14 protein-coding genes are annotated in these 15,897 nt (G+C 69.9%); 8 read left to right on the top strand and 6 right to left on the bottom strand.

What is annotated here, in order from left to right; genetic code table 11:
• Window positions 1-102 precede the first annotated feature (102 nt).
• Window positions 103-1,362 carry a DUF222 domain-containing protein gene (locus tag ACFVHY_RS09145; protein WP_390271507.1) on the top strand — a complete coding sequence of 420 codons (1,260 nt, stop codon included), beginning with the start codon at window positions 103-105 and terminating at the stop codon, window positions 1,360-1,362.
• A gap of 120 nt (window positions 1,363-1,482) precedes the next feature.
• Here the strand turns inward: ACFVHY_RS09145 and zapE are convergent, their stop codons facing one another.
• Entirely contained in the window at window positions 1,483-2,496 is a 1,014-nt protein-coding gene (gene zapE, locus ACFVHY_RS09140) for a cell division protein ZapE (protein ID WP_159370698.1), read from the bottom strand.
• 35 nt (window positions 2,497-2,531) lie between these two features.
• On the opposite strand from zapE, the gene ACFVHY_RS09135 reads away from it, so the two are divergent.
• From ACFVHY_RS09135 to msrB, 4 genes are all read left to right on the top strand, one after another.
• The gene (locus ACFVHY_RS09135) at window positions 2,532-3,317 is read left to right on the top strand and encodes a pyrimidine reductase family protein (RefSeq protein WP_390271047.1); all 786 of its coding nucleotides are present in this window, start codon (window positions 2,532-2,534) and stop codon (window positions 3,315-3,317) included.
• A 78-nt stretch (window positions 3,318-3,395) separates the two neighbouring features.
• A complete protein-coding gene (locus ACFVHY_RS09130) occupies window positions 3,396-5,006 on the top strand; it encodes an alpha/beta hydrolase (protein WP_390271044.1) in 1,611 nt (536 codons plus the stop codon).
• Window positions 5,007-5,067: 61 nt separating this feature from the next.
• Window positions 5,068-6,354 (top strand): glycosyltransferase family 87 protein, encoded by a 1,287-nt coding sequence (locus ACFVHY_RS09125; protein ID WP_390271041.1) that lies wholly within the window; start codon window positions 5,068-5,070, stop codon window positions 6,352-6,354.
• Window positions 6,355-6,391: 37 nt separating this feature from the next.
• Entirely contained in the window at window positions 6,392-6,823 is a 432-nt protein-coding gene (gene msrB / locus ACFVHY_RS09120; RefSeq protein ID WP_058250317.1) for a peptide-methionine (R)-S-oxide reductase MsrB, read from the top strand.
• 21 nt (window positions 6,824-6,844) lie between these two features.
• Here msrB and hemQ read toward each other — a convergent pair whose 3' ends face one another.
• Genes hemQ through hemE form a run of 3 tightly spaced genes read right to left on the bottom strand, consistent with a single transcriptional unit; the run spans window position 6,845 to window position 10,068 of the window.
• A complete protein-coding gene (gene hemQ / locus ACFVHY_RS09115; protein ID WP_058250316.1) occupies window positions 6,845-7,540 on the bottom strand; it encodes a hydrogen peroxide-dependent heme synthase in 696 nt (231 codons plus the stop codon).
• 57 nt (window positions 7,541-7,597) lie between these two features.
• Complete coding sequence (locus ACFVHY_RS09110; RefSeq protein WP_390271036.1) at window positions 7,598-9,004, bottom strand: FAD-dependent oxidoreductase; 1,407 nt, start codon at window positions 9,002-9,004, stop codon at window positions 7,598-7,600.
• Window positions 9,004-10,068 carry a uroporphyrinogen decarboxylase gene (gene hemE, locus ACFVHY_RS09105; RefSeq protein ID WP_390271033.1) on the bottom strand — a complete coding sequence of 355 codons (1,065 nt, stop codon included), beginning with the start codon at window positions 10,066-10,068 and terminating at the stop codon, window positions 9,004-9,006. The genes ACFVHY_RS09110 and hemE overlap by 1 nt, the downstream gene beginning before the upstream one ends.
• Before the next feature lie 93 nt (window positions 10,069-10,161).
• Here hemE and ACFVHY_RS09100 point away from each other — a divergent pair, with 93 nt between their 5' ends.
• From ACFVHY_RS09100 to ACFVHY_RS09090, 3 genes are all read left to right on the top strand, one after another.
• On the top strand, window positions 10,162-10,788 hold the full coding sequence (locus tag ACFVHY_RS09100) for a DUF3000 domain-containing protein (RefSeq protein ID WP_058250234.1): 627 nt from the start codon (window positions 10,162-10,164) through the stop codon (window positions 10,786-10,788).
• Window positions 10,785-12,074: an HRDC domain-containing protein gene (locus ACFVHY_RS09095; RefSeq protein ID WP_390271030.1), complete on the top strand. Its 1,290-nt coding sequence runs from the start codon at window positions 10,785-10,787 to the stop codon at window positions 12,072-12,074. Before ACFVHY_RS09100 ends, ACFVHY_RS09095 begins: the two co-directional genes overlap by 4 nt.
• 155 nt (window positions 12,075-12,229) lie before the next feature.
• Window positions 12,230-12,658 (top strand): SRPBCC family protein, encoded by a 429-nt coding sequence (locus ACFVHY_RS09090; protein ID WP_068969826.1) that lies wholly within the window; start codon window positions 12,230-12,232, stop codon window positions 12,656-12,658.
• 83 nt (window positions 12,659-12,741) lie between these two features.
• Here the strand turns inward: ACFVHY_RS09090 and ACFVHY_RS09085 are convergent, their stop codons facing one another.
• Both ACFVHY_RS09085 and dxs read right to left on the bottom strand, forming a co-directional pair.
• Window positions 12,742-13,881, bottom strand: coding sequence for a glutamate--cysteine ligase (locus ACFVHY_RS09085; RefSeq protein ID WP_390271027.1), 1,140 nt, complete (start codon window positions 13,879-13,881; stop codon window positions 12,742-12,744).
• Window positions 13,882-13,922: 41 nt separating this feature from the next.
• Window positions 13,923-15,881: a 1-deoxy-D-xylulose-5-phosphate synthase gene (dxs, locus tag ACFVHY_RS09080; protein ID WP_390271024.1), complete on the bottom strand. Its 1,959-nt coding sequence runs from the start codon at window positions 15,879-15,881 to the stop codon at window positions 13,923-13,925.
• Window positions 15,882-15,897 lie beyond the last annotated feature (16 nt).

Genomic DNA, 15,897 nt, shown 5'->3' with positions numbered 1-15,897 from the left:
GACTGAAGGTGCGATGTTCGGGGGTAATCGCGCCTCGATGTTCACTCTCAGACCGATTGCAGTGCAACAGTATTCATGTGTATGACCCTGGCGCTCGCCAGGATGTTCGAGTACATTGGAGGCATGACCGATCTCACACTGCTTCTCGATCAACTGGTCGACGCCGAGTCACCAGCCGACGATCCCGCCGGGCGTGCAGCTTTCACCGAGCTGGAGACACTGCGGCTCATGCGGAACGTGATCGATCACCGGATCGCCATGCGCACAGCACAACTGGGTCGCCTACGAGTCGCTGAGCGAAACCACTCGACGCTACGGAGACTGCTGATCGAGATGGGCTTCGCGCCCGCTGTGGCCTCGCGAATCGTGCGGATCGTCGACAGACTAGAAGATCTACCCAAGGTTGCCGGCCACGCCGCCGACGGCCGTCTTTCCGCCGAGATCGTCGACGCCGTCGCCCGAGGCCTGGATCACATCGAGAAGCGTTCGCCCACTGGAGTTCTCGACGAAGACAGAGCCGCCTTCGAGACCGAATTGATCACCCAGGCACTGTCCGGGGCCACGCCCGCAGAGGTGCTGCGGCGGGCTCGAGCACTCGGCAACACGGTTGCCGAGACCCACGGCGGAGTCCCGCCCGCCGAGGATCGGACACTCAATGCCGTCGTCCACAACGTCACCGACGATGGCCGGGTCGAGATCGCCGCCGACCTGACCAACGTCATCGGCGAGAAGTTCATCGCCATGATCGACGAGCGCTCCGTCCCGCGACCCGAACCCGACGGCGCCGGCGATCGCCGCTCGCCCGCAGAACGGCGAGCCGATGCGCTCGAACTGATCCTCGACCAGGCATGCCTGGGCGCCACCGTCCAGACCGCGGGAGCCCCACGCACACAACTGATCCTGACCATCCCCGCCGACGCCACCGACCTCGGCGCCCTGCCATGGACGGGCACCATCACCGACGCCACTGCCCGCGCTCTCACGTGCGACGGCACCCTGACCGAGATCGTGGTCGACTCGGCCACCGTGCCCCTCGACATGGGCCGCGAAAAGCGAGTTTTTCCACCGGAGTTGCGAAAGGCCGTGGTCGTCCGGGACGCCTGCTGCATCAAATGTGGTGCGCCACCGTCACATACCCAGGTCCACCATCTCGAGCACTGGGCGGACGGCGGAACGACCAGCCTGGACAACGGCTGCTTGCTCTGCCAGCGGTGCCACACGCAGGTTCACCACCATGGCTGGGACGTCGTCCTGGGTTACGACCGACATCCGTGGCTGATACCACCCGTCGAAATCGACCCCGCGCGCCGACCCGTCCCCGCCTACAACCGACGCACGATGCGCCTCGACGACGCCGCCTGAGTCCCCGGACCTCGGCCGCCTGCTCGTGGCACGTTGCCGCAGGGCCCGAAACCCGGGCTCCTCCGCGTACATTGACAACTCCACAGTGTGAGGGCCGCCGACTACGGCCTCTACCCCAAGTCAGGCCGCCGACTCCGCGAACCGCGAGAGAGCCAGCAGGCGCGACGTGGCGCGCAGGTACTTCTTGCGGTAACCGCCGGCCAGCATCTCCTCGGTGAAGATCTCGTCGAGCTTCGCGCCCGAGACGGTCACCGGGATGTGGGCGTCGTAGAGACGGTCGGCGAGCACCACCAGGCGCAGCGCCACCGACTGGTCCTCGGCCGGGTGCACCCCCGAGATGCAGACCAGGGAGACGCCGTCGACGAGGTCCTTGTACTTCGACGGGTGCAGGGTGCTGAGGTGGTCGCACAGGGCATCGAAGTCGTCGAGGGTCGCGCCGTCGGTGGACTCGGCGATCTCGGTCAGTTCGGACTCGCTGCGCGGCTCCGGCGCCGGCGGCAGATCGCGGTGACGATAATCGGGACCGTCGACACGGATCGTCTCGAACACCGAGGACAGCTTGCGGATCTCGCGCAGGAAGTCCTGGGCGGCGAACCGGCCCTCGCCCAGCTGGCCGGGGAGCGTGTTGGAGGTGGCGACGATCGACACGCCCTTGGCGGTGAGTTCGGTCAGCAGCCGGGAGACGAGCATCGTGTCGCCCGGGTCGTCGAGTTCGAACTCGTCGATACACAGCACCGTGTGCTGCGAGAGCCGCTCGACGGCATTCACGAAGCCCAGCGCGCCGACCACGTGTGTGACCTCCACGAACGTGGCGAACGACTTCGGTGCGGGCATCGAGTGGTAGATCGACGCCAGCAGGTGGGTCTTGCCGACGCCGAAGCCACCGTCGAGGTAGAGACCGACCCCCTGGGACGGCGCCTTCCGGGAGAACAGGCCCTTCTTGCCCGAACGCGCCTTCGACGCCCGCGCCACGAAGTCGCGCGCCTTGGCCACCGCCTCGGCCTGCGACGGTTCGTTGGGGTCGGGAATGTAGGAGTCGAAGCTCACGTCGTCGAAGGTCGACGGGGGCACCATCTCGTCGATGAGTGCGTCGGGCGAGGTCGCAGGGTTGCGATCGCAGAGTCGGGCCACCATGTGTGGAGAGTAGCCAGGCGCGGAATGATGAACGCATGTTCCACCTGCAGAAAGCGACCCAGGTCACATCCGAGGACGAGCTGGTCCGGCTGGCCGAGCTCTACTCGTACCCCCCTCGATCGTCCACGGATCCGGGCGGCGGCGCGCCGTTCGTGCGAGCGAACATGGTGGCGTCGATCGACGGTGCGGTCACGGTCGACGGCAGGTCCGGTGGTCTCGGCGGTCCCGGCGACAAAGCCGTGTTCCGAGTACTGCGAGGACTCGCCGACGTCATCCTCGTGGGTGCGGGCACGGCGACCACCGAGGGATACGGGCAACCCGAGCCCGACGACGCCCTCGCCGCACTCCGACGTTCGCTGGGGCAGGCGCCCGCCCCGGCACTCGCGCTCGTGTCCCGGTCGCTGTCGATACCGCCCGACTTCGAGCCCGTGTCCCACGAGAGCACCGTCATCCTCACCTGTTCGAGCGCGCCCGCAGACCGCCGGCAGGCTCTGCTCGATGCCGGCGCGACGTTGGTGGACTGCGGCGACGACACCGTGTCGACCCCGGCAATCCTCGAGCACTGCGGCGTTCGCGGATGGACCCGGGTGCTCTGCGAGGGCGGTCCGAGTCTGCTCGGATCACTCGTGGCGGCCGATGCCGTGGACGAACTGTGTCTGACCACGAGCCCGCACTTGGTCGGCGGGAGCGCCGGCCGCATCGCGGTCACCGACGAGGGAGCGGCGGTCCTGCGCGCACTGCACCCGTCGTCGATCATGACCGACGACGACGGGTTCGTGTTCACCCGCTGGGTCCGCGACGGCCGCCCGTCCACACGATGAGCTGTCCGCTCCCGGTCCGGGACTCACCCGACACCCGGCTCGAGCGTCCTCTCGGATTCGTTGACTACGCTCGCGGACATGCCAAGAGCGCACACCCCGGCCGTCGGCGCAGCACCGAACTCCCGCCCGAGGGCTCTCGCGGGTGTGGTCGCCGGCGTGATCGCGGCGATCGTCCTGTCCTCTTGTGCCGTCGGTCCCGACCGTGGTCCCGACCTGATCCCGGGCGGCGGCGGTCAGGAGGGGCCGGCGCCGTCGTCGTCGACCGCTCCCCCCGCCCCCGCGCTCGCGGTGCCGAAGACCGATCTCGAGTGGAGCGAGTGCGCCACCGAGACGAGCGAACGATACGGGGTGCCGCGTCCGGAGGGCGTGACGATCGAATGTGCCGAATACGACTCGCCCATCGACCGCGACCAGCCCGACGGCGAGGTCGTGTCGATCGCGGTGACGCGCGCCCGGACCGCGGACACGCCACCCGACGCGGCGCCGCTCGTCCTCACCTCCGGTTCCGATCTGCCGTCGTCGCGGACGCTGATGGTGATGACCGCCGGCCCGGGCCGGGCGTTCCTCTCCTCGCACCCCGTGGTCGCGGTCGACCACCGCGGCATCCCGCTCAGCAGCGACATCGACTGCATGACCCGACTGGAACGCACGACGATCGCCAACAACGGCCTCGTCGACCGCGCCACGACGACGGACGCACGGATCTCGCGCCTGTCCACGGCCGCATCATCGGCCTCGGACGGGTGCACGGAGACGCTCACCCCCTACCAACTGAGTTTCGGGGCCGCGAACGCCGCCGCGGACCTCGAGTCCCTGCGGCAGCGCTGGGGCGTCGAACATCTCGGGCTCATCGGCACCGGTGAGGGTTCCGACGTCGTGCTCACCTACGCGTCCCTGTACGGCGGACGCGCCGGGCGGATCATCCTCGACACCCCGACCCCATTCGGCGCGAACGCCCGGGATCGCGCACAGTCCCAGGCACAGGGCGTCCAGGTGGCGCTCCAGGGCTTCGCACAGCGGTGCTCGGCGTTACCGGGCTGCGCGCTCGGATCCAACGGGGTCGCGACTATGACCCGCATGCTGGGCAAGGCACGGGCGGGCGACCTCGAGTCGCTCTCCGACACGGCCGCGCTCGATGCGATCACCACGACCCTGGCCCTGGCGCCGGACCGCCCGCAATCGTTGCTCGACCTCGCAGATGCCATCGCAGCGGCCGACCGCGGACAGACCGCGGCGCTGGTCCGGCTCGCCGATCGCGCCGCGACCCTGCGGCTCCCCGACGGCGCCCTGGTGTCCCGCTGCAACGACGTGACCGGCCCGGTCGGACAGAACGAGGTGCCGGGTCTGGTGGACGCGTGGTCCAAGCAGAACCCCCTCACCGGCGCCAACAGCGCGCTGTCACTCGTCCGGTGCAACGGCTGGGCGTCGGGCAGTCCGGTCCGGCCACCCACGTCGCTGCCCGCCGACCCGTTGATCCTCAATGGGACGCGCGACCCGATCAACGGTGGCGAGGGAGCCAATGCTCTGGTGCCGCTGTTCATGAACGCCGAGGCCGAGCCGGTGACCGTCACCTGGGACGGCCTGGGGTATTCGGTCCTGGGACGCAGTGGGTGCGCCGCCGAGGTCGTCGCGGAGTACGTCGATCGGGCACCGCTGCAGGGTCCGACCCAGCGGGGCTGCCCCACCTGAGTCCCCCCGGGACCACGCCGCACGGTTCTGAGCTCGGCGGCGCGCGTAGTACGGTTCGCGGGTGGCCAATCTCGACAGGTATCTCTATCCCCCGATGAGTGCTCAGCGGATCATCCCGATGGTCCTGTGGCCGATCAGCCTGCTCATGGTCGTGCACCGCTCGGTGTTCCTGGGGGTCAACGGTGACCGCACCGACGACTTCAAACCGGTGTACGCCGCGGCCTACAACTTCCTCAACGGCCTGCCGGTCTACGGCGAGAACTACGCCACGGTCGACCCGCACTACCTCTACCCGCCGTCGGGCACCCTGCTGATGGCGCCGGTCGCCGTCATCGACTACGAGCGCGCCCGCTGGGCCTTCATCGCCGCGAGCGTCATCGCGCTGCTGATCTGCGCCTACCTGCTCACCCGCATGTTCGGGTTCGCGTTCAACTCGTGGGTCATGCCGACGGTCCTGTTCTTCTTCTTCAGCACCGAAACCGTCTCGCACACACTGATCTTCACGAACTTCAACTCGTTCGTGCTCCTCGGCCTCCTCGCCTTCCTGATGCTGATGCTCAGCCGGCACGACTGGTGGGCGGGCGTGCCGATGGGCCTCACCCTCGCGGTGAAACCAGTGCTGGCGCCGCTGATGCTGCTGCCGCTGCTCAACCGGCAGTGGCGGGTGTTCGCGCTCGCCATCGTGGTTCCGGTCGTCCTGACGATCGTGGCCTGGCCCCTGTCGGTCGACGCGAACGACTTCATCAGCCGGACCGTCCCGTACCTCGGCGAGGCGCGCGACTACTACAACAGTTCGATCGCCGGCAACGGCGCGTACTTCGGCGTCGCACCCTGGCTGGTACTACTGCTCCGCGTCGCGTTCGTCGCGATGGCCGCGTTCTCGCTGTGGTTCCTGTACCGCTACTACCGCAGGACCAACGAACTGCTGTGGATCACGGCATCGTCGGGGGTGCTGCTGTGCACGACCTTCCTCGTCGGTTCGCTCGGCCAGGGCTACTACTCGATGCTCCTGTTCCCGCTCCTGATGACGGTGCTGCTGCCCGGATCGCCGATGCGCAACTGGCCCGCCTGGCTCGGTGTCTACGGGTGCATGACCTTCGACGGTTTCTACTCCGACCGCTGGACGGCGTTCGGCTGGATGGTCGAGTACAACAAGGTCACCTGGGGTTGGTCACTCCTGATGATCGCGGTGTTCTGCTCGCTGCTGTTCCGCTACCTCGACATGCGGTCCGACGGGGTGGCCGGCATGGTGCCGCCGGTCCGCTCGGAGACCGACGCGCCACGCATCCCCGCCGCCGAGACCGGTGCCACCGAGAACGAGACCGTAGGCCTGTCGAAACAGCGCTGACACAGTCGATCCTGCCGGGCGCGCTACCGTGGAGGACATGACCGACAGCACCCCGTCGACCGACGCCGAGAATCTCGCCGAACTCACCGACGAGCAATGGCGCCAGCGCCTGACGCCGGCCGAGTACCGTGTCCTCCGCCAGGCGGGCACCGAGGCGCCGTTCACCGGTGAGTACACCGACACCAAGACGGTCGGCATCTACCGGTGCCGCGCCTGCAACACCGAACTGTTCCGTAGCGAGCAGAAGTTCGAATCGCACTGCGGCTGGCCGTCGTTCTTCTCCCCGCTCGCCGGCGACAAGATCATCGAGGTCGAGGACAACTCGTTGGGCATGCGGCGCGTCGAGGTGCTCTGCGCGAACTGCAAGAGCCACCTCGGCCACGTCTTCGCCGGTGAGGGCTACGACACCCCCACCGACCTGCGCTACTGCATCAACTCCATCAGCCTGACGCTGGAACCGGCCGAGTAGCGGCCGGTCCCTCGGCGCGGCTCAGGGCAGGGCGTCGATCAGCGCCGGCACCTCGACCCGCGGTCCGGTGAAGAACGGGGTCTCCTCGCGGACGTGCATCCGCGCCTCCGTGGCGCGCAGATCACGCATGAGATCGACGATGCGGTGCAGCTCCGGCGCCTCGAAGGCCAACAGCCACTCGTAGTCGCCCAGCGCGAACGACGACACCGTGTTGGCGCGGACGTCCTTGTACGCGCGCGCTGCCTTCCCGTGGTCGGCGAGCATCTTGCGCCGCTCCTCGTCGGGCAGCAGGTACCACTCATAGGACCGCACGAACGGGTACACGCAGATGTAGTTGCCGGGGTCCTCGCCCGCGAGGAACGCCGGGATGTGGCTCTTGTTGAACTCGGCGGGCCGGTGCAGCGCGACGTTGCTCCACACCGCGTTGCACGCCCGTCCCAGAACGGTCTCGCGACGGAACTTCGCGTAGGCGGCCTGGATCGGCTCGACGTCCTCGGCGTGCCACCAGATCATGAAGTCGGCGTCGGCGCGCAGACCCGACACGTCGTAGACACCGCGGACGACGACCCCGGTGTCCTCGAGGGACTTGAAGAAGTCCGCGGCGTCGGATTTGGCCTGATCGCGATCAGCACCCAGTTCACCTGGGCGGACCGCGAACACCGAGAACATCAGGTAGCGGATCGTCGAGTTGAGTTCTGCGTAATCCAAGCGGCTCATGGATGCCATCGTGCCACCGGCGCCCACCCAGCGACCAGGCAGGTCAGCGGAGTCGGGTCACGTCAGATCTGCCAGCAGTTCGGCCGCCGCGCGACCGGCCCGACCGATACAGGCCGGCACCCCGACCCCGGCATACGACGACCCGGCCAAGGCCAGACGCGACGGCCGCGCGGCCAGCACCTGCGACATCGCGGCGAGGTGCCCGGGCGCATACACCGGCAGTCCGTCGTCCCAACGCTGGACGTATGCGTCGACGACCCGCGACGACACCGGTGCGACACCGGCGGCGCGGCACACCTCGTCGAGGTCTTCGAGTGCCTCACGACGCAGCCGGTCGTCGACGCCGGGTTCGGTCGTCTCATCCGGTACCACCGCACCGAACCTCCCGAACGACGCCCGCACCGAGACCGGCCGGTCCGCATCCGACAGATGCGCCCACTTCTGCGAGCTGAACGTGAAAGCCTTGGCGCGCAATCCTTCTCCGGTCCCCACCAGCACACCGGAGTGATCGGGCAGCTCGGTCCCCGGCGCGAGCGCGATCGACACCACCACCGACGAGGCGCCCCGGACCGCGCGCAACGGCGTGGACAGGTCCGGCGCGGACCGACCCAGGAGCTCCCCCGCCCGCCAGGCCGGCACGGCCAGGAGCACGGCGTCGTACGGTCGCGGGTCGCGAGCCGCACCGAAGTCGAGCACCCACCCGGCCCCCGACGGAGTGACATCGGTGACCGGACACGAGATCTCGGGTTCGACGCCGGCCGCGGCCCGCAGGGCGTCGAGGAGGACTTGGTATCCGCCCACGAGGGCGCCGAAGACCGGCCCCGAGGCCCCGGCCCCCGCGGCGATGAGGTCGCCGACGGCAGCGGTGAGCGACGGCGCGCCCGCGTCGAGGCGCGTGGCCAGCGCCGGTAGCGCCTCGCGGACCCCGATGTCGCCGGCGAGACTGGAGTACACACCGCCGAGCATCGGGTCGACACTGCGCGCCACCACCGAGGGCCCGAACCGGTCGGCGACCAGGTGCCCGACGGACAGATCGGTCCCGGCTTCCCACCGCATCGGACGGTCGGGTTCACCGGACATGCGGTCGACGTCCTCGGGGTCGGCGAGACCGTCGACGACGGCCGGTCCGGCCGGGATGCCCATCAGCGCCGGACTGGGCAACGGATGCAACCGCTTACCCGACCACACCGCGGGGCGGCGCGGCGTCGGCGAGACGATCCGGTCGGCGAGGCCGAGTTCGGTGACGAGTTCGAGCGCCTCGGGTCGCCGGACGATGAACGCCTCGGCCCCGACGTCGACGGCCCGACCGCCCACCGTCGTGGTGTGCAGGACCCCGCCCACCCGTCCGGAGGCCTCGAGCAGGTCGAGGTGCGCGTCGGGCCCGAGCGCACGACGAAGGCGGTAGGCGGCGGTCAGACCGGAGATCCCGCCGCCGACGATCGCGATCCGGACCCGCGGGGACATCAGAGGCCGTGGATCACTTCGACGGCCCGTGTCAGCACGTCCGGGTCGGTGCCGGGCAGCACGCCGTGTCCGAGGTTGAAGATGTGCCCGACCGCCCCGGCGGCGATCGCCCGGTCGCCGTCGGCGACCACCCGGCGGACCTCGGCGTCGACGACGTCGGGGCCGGCGAACAGCAGTGTCGGATCGAGGTTGCCCTGCACGGCCTTGCCCGGGCCCACCCGGCGCACGGCCTCCTCGAGCGGCACGCGCCAGTCGACGCCGATGACATCGGCACCGACATGCGCCATCGGGGCGAGCAGCTCACCGGTGCCGACGCCGAAGTGGATGCGCGGGACGCCGTACCCGGCGACCTCGGCCAGGACACGGGCGCTGTGCGGTGCGACGAAACGCTGGTAGTCGGCGGCCGACAGCATGCCCGCCCACGAGTCGAAGAGCTGGATCGCGTCGACCCCGGCCTCCAGCTGGACGCGCAGGAACGCGATGGTGATGTCGGCGAGACGCGCCATCAGCTCGGCCCACGTCTCCGGGTCGCCGTGCATCATCGCCTTGGTCCGCTCGTAGTTGCGGCTCGGCCCGCCCTCGATGAGGTAGGAGGCCAGGGTGAACGGTGCTCCGGCGAAGCCGATCAGCGCCACCTGGTCCCCCAGCTCGCCGAGCAGCAGTTCGATGGCCCGCGCGATCGAGCCGACCGCCGCCGGTTCCAGCCGCGGGATGCGCGACACCGCGTCGGGCGAGCGCACCGGCTCGGCGATCACCGGCCCGGTGCCCGCGACGATGTCGAGGTCGATGCCGGCGGCCTTGAGCGGCACCACGATGTCGGAGAACAGGATCGCCGCGTCGACGTCGTGCCGGCGGACGGGCTGCATGGTGATCTCGCAGACCAGTTCGGCGTCGAAGCAGGACTCCAGCATGCCGTGATCGGCGCGGATGGCCCGGTATTCGGGCAGCGAGCGGCCCGCTTGCCGCATGAACCACACCGGACGGCGCGACGGGTTCGCGCCGGTGGCCGCGGCGACGAGCGGCAGGTTCGACCTATGGACCCGGGTACCAGTTGCGTTCGACATCACCGCTTACTCTGCCATGCCCCTCGATCTGCGCACGGGTGGTCCTCGGCGCGCCTCCGCCGTGGCCGGGCACCCCAGCCCTACGGTCGAACGGTGACCTCTTCGGGAGCTCCGGACGAGCCTGCTGATTTCCGCGCGGCGGTGGAGTCGCTGCATGCTGCCCGGGTGCGCCGCGAGATCGAGGTCGGGCCCATCCGCCCGCCGCAGCGCCTGGCGCCGTACAGCTACGCCGTCGGTGCCGAGGTGCGCCCGCCCGAGGACCTCGACGTGGTGCCCACGGATTCGCAGGGCAGCGCCTTCGGGCGCCTCATCCTGCTGTTCGATCCCGCCGGACAGGACGCGTGGAACGGCACCATGCGCCTCGTCGCGTTCCTCCAGGCGGAGGTGGAGGCGGCCCTGGCCATGGATCCGCTGCTGCCCGAGGTGGCCTGGAGCTGGCTCAGCGACGCCCTCGGCGTCCCGGTGGGCGCGACCGCCACCCCCGACGGTTCCGCTCACCGCGTCGAGGTGACCGCGCTCGGCGGCACCGTCACCTCCACGACGTCGGTCCGGTACGGCGACATCGCCGGACCTCCTCGCGCACATCAGCTCGAGGTGCGCGCCTCGTGGACCGCCCTGAGCTCGGACGGCCTCAACAACCACCTCGAGGCGTTCTGCGACGTCCTCGCCTCCGCCGCCGGCCTCCCGCCGGTCGGGGTCACCGAACTCGGCGCGACGTGAACGACTCCACCCCCGGGGATGCGGCCGAGAACCCGATCGAGCCGGACCCCGCGCCGGAGGTCACCCCGTTGCTCCGGCCGGCCGACGGCGTGCCCCCGGTACTGGCGACCGCCAGCGAATTCGCCGACGCGGCAGCCGCTCTGGCAGCCGGCGACGGGCCGATCGCCGTCGACACCGAACGCGCGTCGGGCTACCGGTACTCGCAACGCGCCTATCTGATCCAGATCAAACGACGCGGATCGGGGAGCTTCCTGCTGGACCCGATCGGTGATCCCGGCGCGCTGGCGCCCGTCATCGACGCGATGCGCGGACCGGAATGGGTGCTGCACGCGGCCGATCAGGACCTCCCGTGCCTCCGCGAACTCGGTTTCGAGTGCGTCGAGCTGTACGACACCGAGCTGGCCGGACGCCTCCTGGGCCTGGCGAAGGTCAACCTCGCCGCGATGGTGGCGGAGTTCCTCGGGCTGGGACTCCTCAAGGGACACGGCGCCGCCGACTGGTCGCGCCGCCCGCTGCCCGACGAGTGGCTGAACTATGCCGCGCTCGACGTCGAGGTCCTGGTCGAACTGCGCGACGCCATGGACGCCGCACTCGCGGAAGCGGGCAAGGACGGCTGGGCGCGAGAGGAATTCGCTTACGTCCTGGGCCGGCCACCGGCACCGCCGCGCACCGACCGGTGGCGCAAGACGTCGAACGTGCACACCGTGAAGTCCACCCGCGCGCTCGCCGCGGTCCGCGAATTGTGGACTGCGCGTGAGGAACTGGCGCAGCGTCGGGATGTCGCGCCCGGACGTGTCCTGCCCGACACCGCCATCGTCAACGCCGCGACCGTGAACCCCCAGTCCATCGCCGAACTCACCAAGCTGCCGGTCTTCGGCGGCCCGCGTCAGCGCCGTCAGGCCGGGATCTGGATGTCCGCGCTGCAGCGGGCGCGCGAGATCCCCGACAGCAAGCTGCCCTCGCGGAAGTCGACCGGACCGGGCCTGCCCCCGGTGAGCCGGTGGGATCAGCGCAATCCGGAGGCCGCGGCGCGGCTGCAGGCGGTCCGGCCGGTGCTCAAACAGATCGCCGAAGACCACACCCTGCCGGTGGAGAACCTCCTCGCACCCGATGTGGTGCGACAGCTGTGCTGGGACGGGTTGGCGGAACCGATCACGACCGAGGCGCTCGATGCACATCTGGCCGCCGCCGGCGCCCGCACGTGGCAGCGGACGCTCTGTGCGGAGGCCCTGACCGAGGCCCTCCTCGACGCCGCCCGACCAGGGCCGACGGCGGCCGCCGAGTAGATCGCCCAGCCCGACGAGACCCCCGGCCATCGCGCTGTGGCGCCGACCTTCGCGTACATTCGGGGGTCACGACCCGAATGCCATCACCCGAGTACGCGAGCCACCGGGAAGTCACCTCCGGTGAGCACACCACCTTCCGCGATGGGAGCAGTTCCGTGGCCACAGTCTCCGTCGGCATCGACTCCGACCTCGAACCGAGCGCAGCATGGGCGCTCGCCAGCAACCTCTCGCGCTTCGACGAGTGGATGACCATCTTCGGCGGGTGGCGCTCGCCGGTCCCCGACACGATCGCCGAGGGCACCACCATCTCCTCCCTCATCAAGGTCAAGGGCTTCCGCAATGTGATCCACTGGACCGTCACCGACTACGACGAGCCGCGGCTCATCGCGCTGTCGGGAACCGGCCGCGGCGGGGTGAACATCGATCTGGCGATGAAGGTCGACGAGATCGCCGACGGTTCGCACTTCGATCTGTCGGCCGAGTTGTCCGGCGGTCTGCTCAACGGCTCGGTCGGCAGGCTCGTCGCCAAGATCCTGGAATCCGATGTGCACAAGTCGATCTCGAACCTGGCGACACTGCGCTGAGTCGATCGGGGCCGACCTGACCCCTCTGCTCCCTGAGGTGCGAGGAGCGATAGCGACGAGCCACGAAGGGCAGGCGGCCGTCGTCAGCCAGGCGGGTGCAGCGTCGCGGCCCGGACCACGGCGAGAGCCGATCCGGACTCCTCGAAGAGGCGCCGCTGCCGAGAGGCCCCGTTGCCCTGCAGGCGCAGCCGGTCCAGCGTCTGTGCGACGCCGTCCCGCTCGCCGAGTCGGTCCAGTGCGGGTGCGAGCACGGTGAGTAGCTGCTCGACCCGCGTCCAGACCGGCACCAACGCGCCGGTCGTCGGGTCGAGCGCACGCCCGTCGACGCCGTCGTGGGCGGCGATCCAGTACGCGGCCGACAGCAACGCCGGATCGAGGTCCGCGGCCGGGAACCGCCGGTCCTCCGCGCGCAGGTCGTCGAGGGCGGTCATCACCGCCGCACGGACGAGGGTGGCGAAGGTCTGCGTCTCCTCCACCCGCATCTGCACGTCCCCGACCCGCACCTCGACCGTGGGCAGATGATCCGACGGCCGGGCGTCCCAGTACAGCATGTGCGGGTCCAGGATCGTGCCCGTGGCCACGAGGAGTTCGACCGTCTCGGCGAAGTGTTCGGCCGAGCGCAGGTGCGGTGGCGGTCCCGCCGCCGGCCATCGCGACCAGAGCACCGAGCGCCAACTGGCGTGGCCGGAGTCGGCGTCGCGATATATCGCCGAGTTCGCCGACAGCGCAAGCATTATCGGTAGCCACGGGCGCAGGCGATTGCACACCGCGACGGCGGTGTCAGTGTCCGGGACACCCACGTGGACGTGACAGCCGCTGATGCCCTGTTCGTGTGCCAGCATGCCGTACCGCGCGGCGATCGCCCGGTAGCGGCCGGTGTCGGTCACCGGAAACGACTCGGGCACGCGTGGCGGCACCCCGCAGGCGACCACGTCGACGCCCACGTCGTCGGCGGCCGCCGCCAGGATGCCCCGCAGCCGGTGCAGGTGGTCGCCGATCTCCTGACTCGTCGCCGCGGTCGGCGTGGCGATCTCCACCTGCGACGAGGTGAGTTCCAACTCGAGGTCGAGGCCGCGCGCGGATGCCGCGGCCGCGACCTCGCGGTTGCTCCCGACCGGCCGTCCGGTCTCCCGGTCGACGAGGACGAACTCCTCCTCGACCCCGAGGGTCGGCGCCGGCGTGCCCCGGAAATCCCCGCCCGCGGAACCGTGCTCGTCGTTCACACGGAGAAAATGCCCAGCGGCGGGATCGGTCAAACGGGACGTCAGTCCTCGACACGGCTCTCGGCCGGATCGGGCGTGTTCTCGATCGCCCGGTCCAGGCCGGGACCGGCCTGCATGCCCGAGACCGTCGCGGTGATCGACCGAGCGAGGTCCTGCGCGGTCAATCCGAGATCGGCCAGGATCTCGTTGCGCGAGGCGTGCGCGATGAACTCCTGCGGGATGCCCTTGATCTGTACCGGTACCAACACCTCTGCCGCCGACAGCGCGGCGGCGACCGCGGAACCGACGCCGCCGCTGGTGCACCCGTCCTCGAGCGTCACGACGAGACGGTGGCGGCGCGCGACCTCGACCACCGAGGTGGGCACCGGCAGCACCCAGCGCGGATCCACGACCGTCGCATCGATTCCCTGACGGGCCAGGCGTTCGGCGGTGTCGACGGCCAGCCCGCAGAAGGCACCGACCGCGACGATGAGCACATCGCCGCCCGCCGGACCGAGGTCCCGGTCCGTGCGGTGCAGCACGTCGACACCGTCGTCGAGCCGCTCGACTGCGCGGATGTCTTCGGGGACAGCACCTTTGGAGAATCGGAGGGCTGTGGGGCCGTCGGCGACGCCGAGTGCCTCGTCGAACTCCTCGCGCAGCCGGACGGCGTCACGGGGTGCGGCGACCCGCAGGCCGGGCACCATCGCCATCAGCGAGAGATCCCACATGCCGTGGTGGCTGGGGCCATCGGGTCCGGTGATGCCGGAACGGTCGAGGACGAGCGTCACCGGCTGCTTCAGCAGCGCGACGTCCATCAGCAGCTGATCGAACGCGCGGTTGAGGAACGTCGAGTAGATCGCGACAACCGGATGCAGTCCGCCGAGCGCGAGTCCGGCCGCCGAGGTCATCGCATGCTGTTCGGCGATGCCGACGTCGAACATGCGGTCCGGGTAGCGTTCGCCGAAGGGGGTGAGCCCCGTCGGTCCGGGCATCGCGGCGGTGATCGCGACGACGTCGGGACGGTTGGCGCCGGCGTCGAGCAGCGCGGCGGAGAACACGGCGGTCCAGTCCTGGGGCGAGACGCTCGTGGGCCGGCCGGTGACCGGGTCGATGATGCCGGTCGCGTGCATGAGGTCGGCGACGTGGTTCTCGGCGTGGGCGTAGCCCATGCCCTTGCGGGTCACGGTGTGCACGATCACCGGGCCGCCGAAGTCGCGGGCCTGCCGCAGCGCCGACTCGACCGCGTCGATGTCGTGACCGTCGACGGGTCCGACGTACTTCAGTCCGAGATCGGTGAACATCGCCTGCGGGGCCAGGAGGTCCTTGAGCCCGCTCTTCATCCCGTGCAGGACGGCGTATGCCGGCTCCCCGACGACGGGCACCTGCTTGACGACGCGACGACCCTCGTCGAGGAACTTCTCGTACCCGGGCTGCAGGCGCAGCCCCGACAGGTGGCTCGCGAGTCCGCCGATCGTCGGCGCATACGACCGACCGTTGTCGTTGACGACGATGACGACCCGGCGGTTGCAGGCGGCGATGTTGTTGATGGCCTCCCAGCACATACCGCCGGTCAGGGCGCCGTCGCCGACCACCGCGACCACCGTGCGATCCGGCTGACCGGTCAGTTCGAAGGACTTCGCGAGCCCGTCCGCATACGACAGCGCCGCCGACGCGTGCGAGGACTCCACCCAGTCGTGGTCGGACTCCGCGCGCTCCTGGTAGCCGGTGAGCCCGCCGCGCTGGCGCAGCTGATCGAAGCCGTCCTTGCGTCCGGTGACGATCTTGTGGACGTAGGACTGGTGGCCGGTGTCGAACAGGATCGGATCCGACGGCGAGTCGAAGACGCGGTGGATGCCGAGCGTCAACTCGACGACTCCGAGGTTCGGTCCGAGATGTCCGCCCGTGGCGGCGACCTTCTCGATCAGGAACGTCCGGATCTCGGCCGAGAGGACCTGCATCTCCTCGTCCGACAGCGGCCGGAGATCGGCCGGCGAGCTGATCCGGTCGAGCACACCCATCGTTTCCTCCATCACC

The organism is Gordonia sp. NPDC127522 (genome assembly GCF_042672305.1).
GTDB lineage: Bacteria > Actinomycetota > Actinomycetes > Mycobacteriales > Mycobacteriaceae > Gordonia > Gordonia hongkongensis.
Note: the sequence above shows the minus strand (reverse complement) of the source record. Positions and strands in the feature narration are given on the sequence as shown.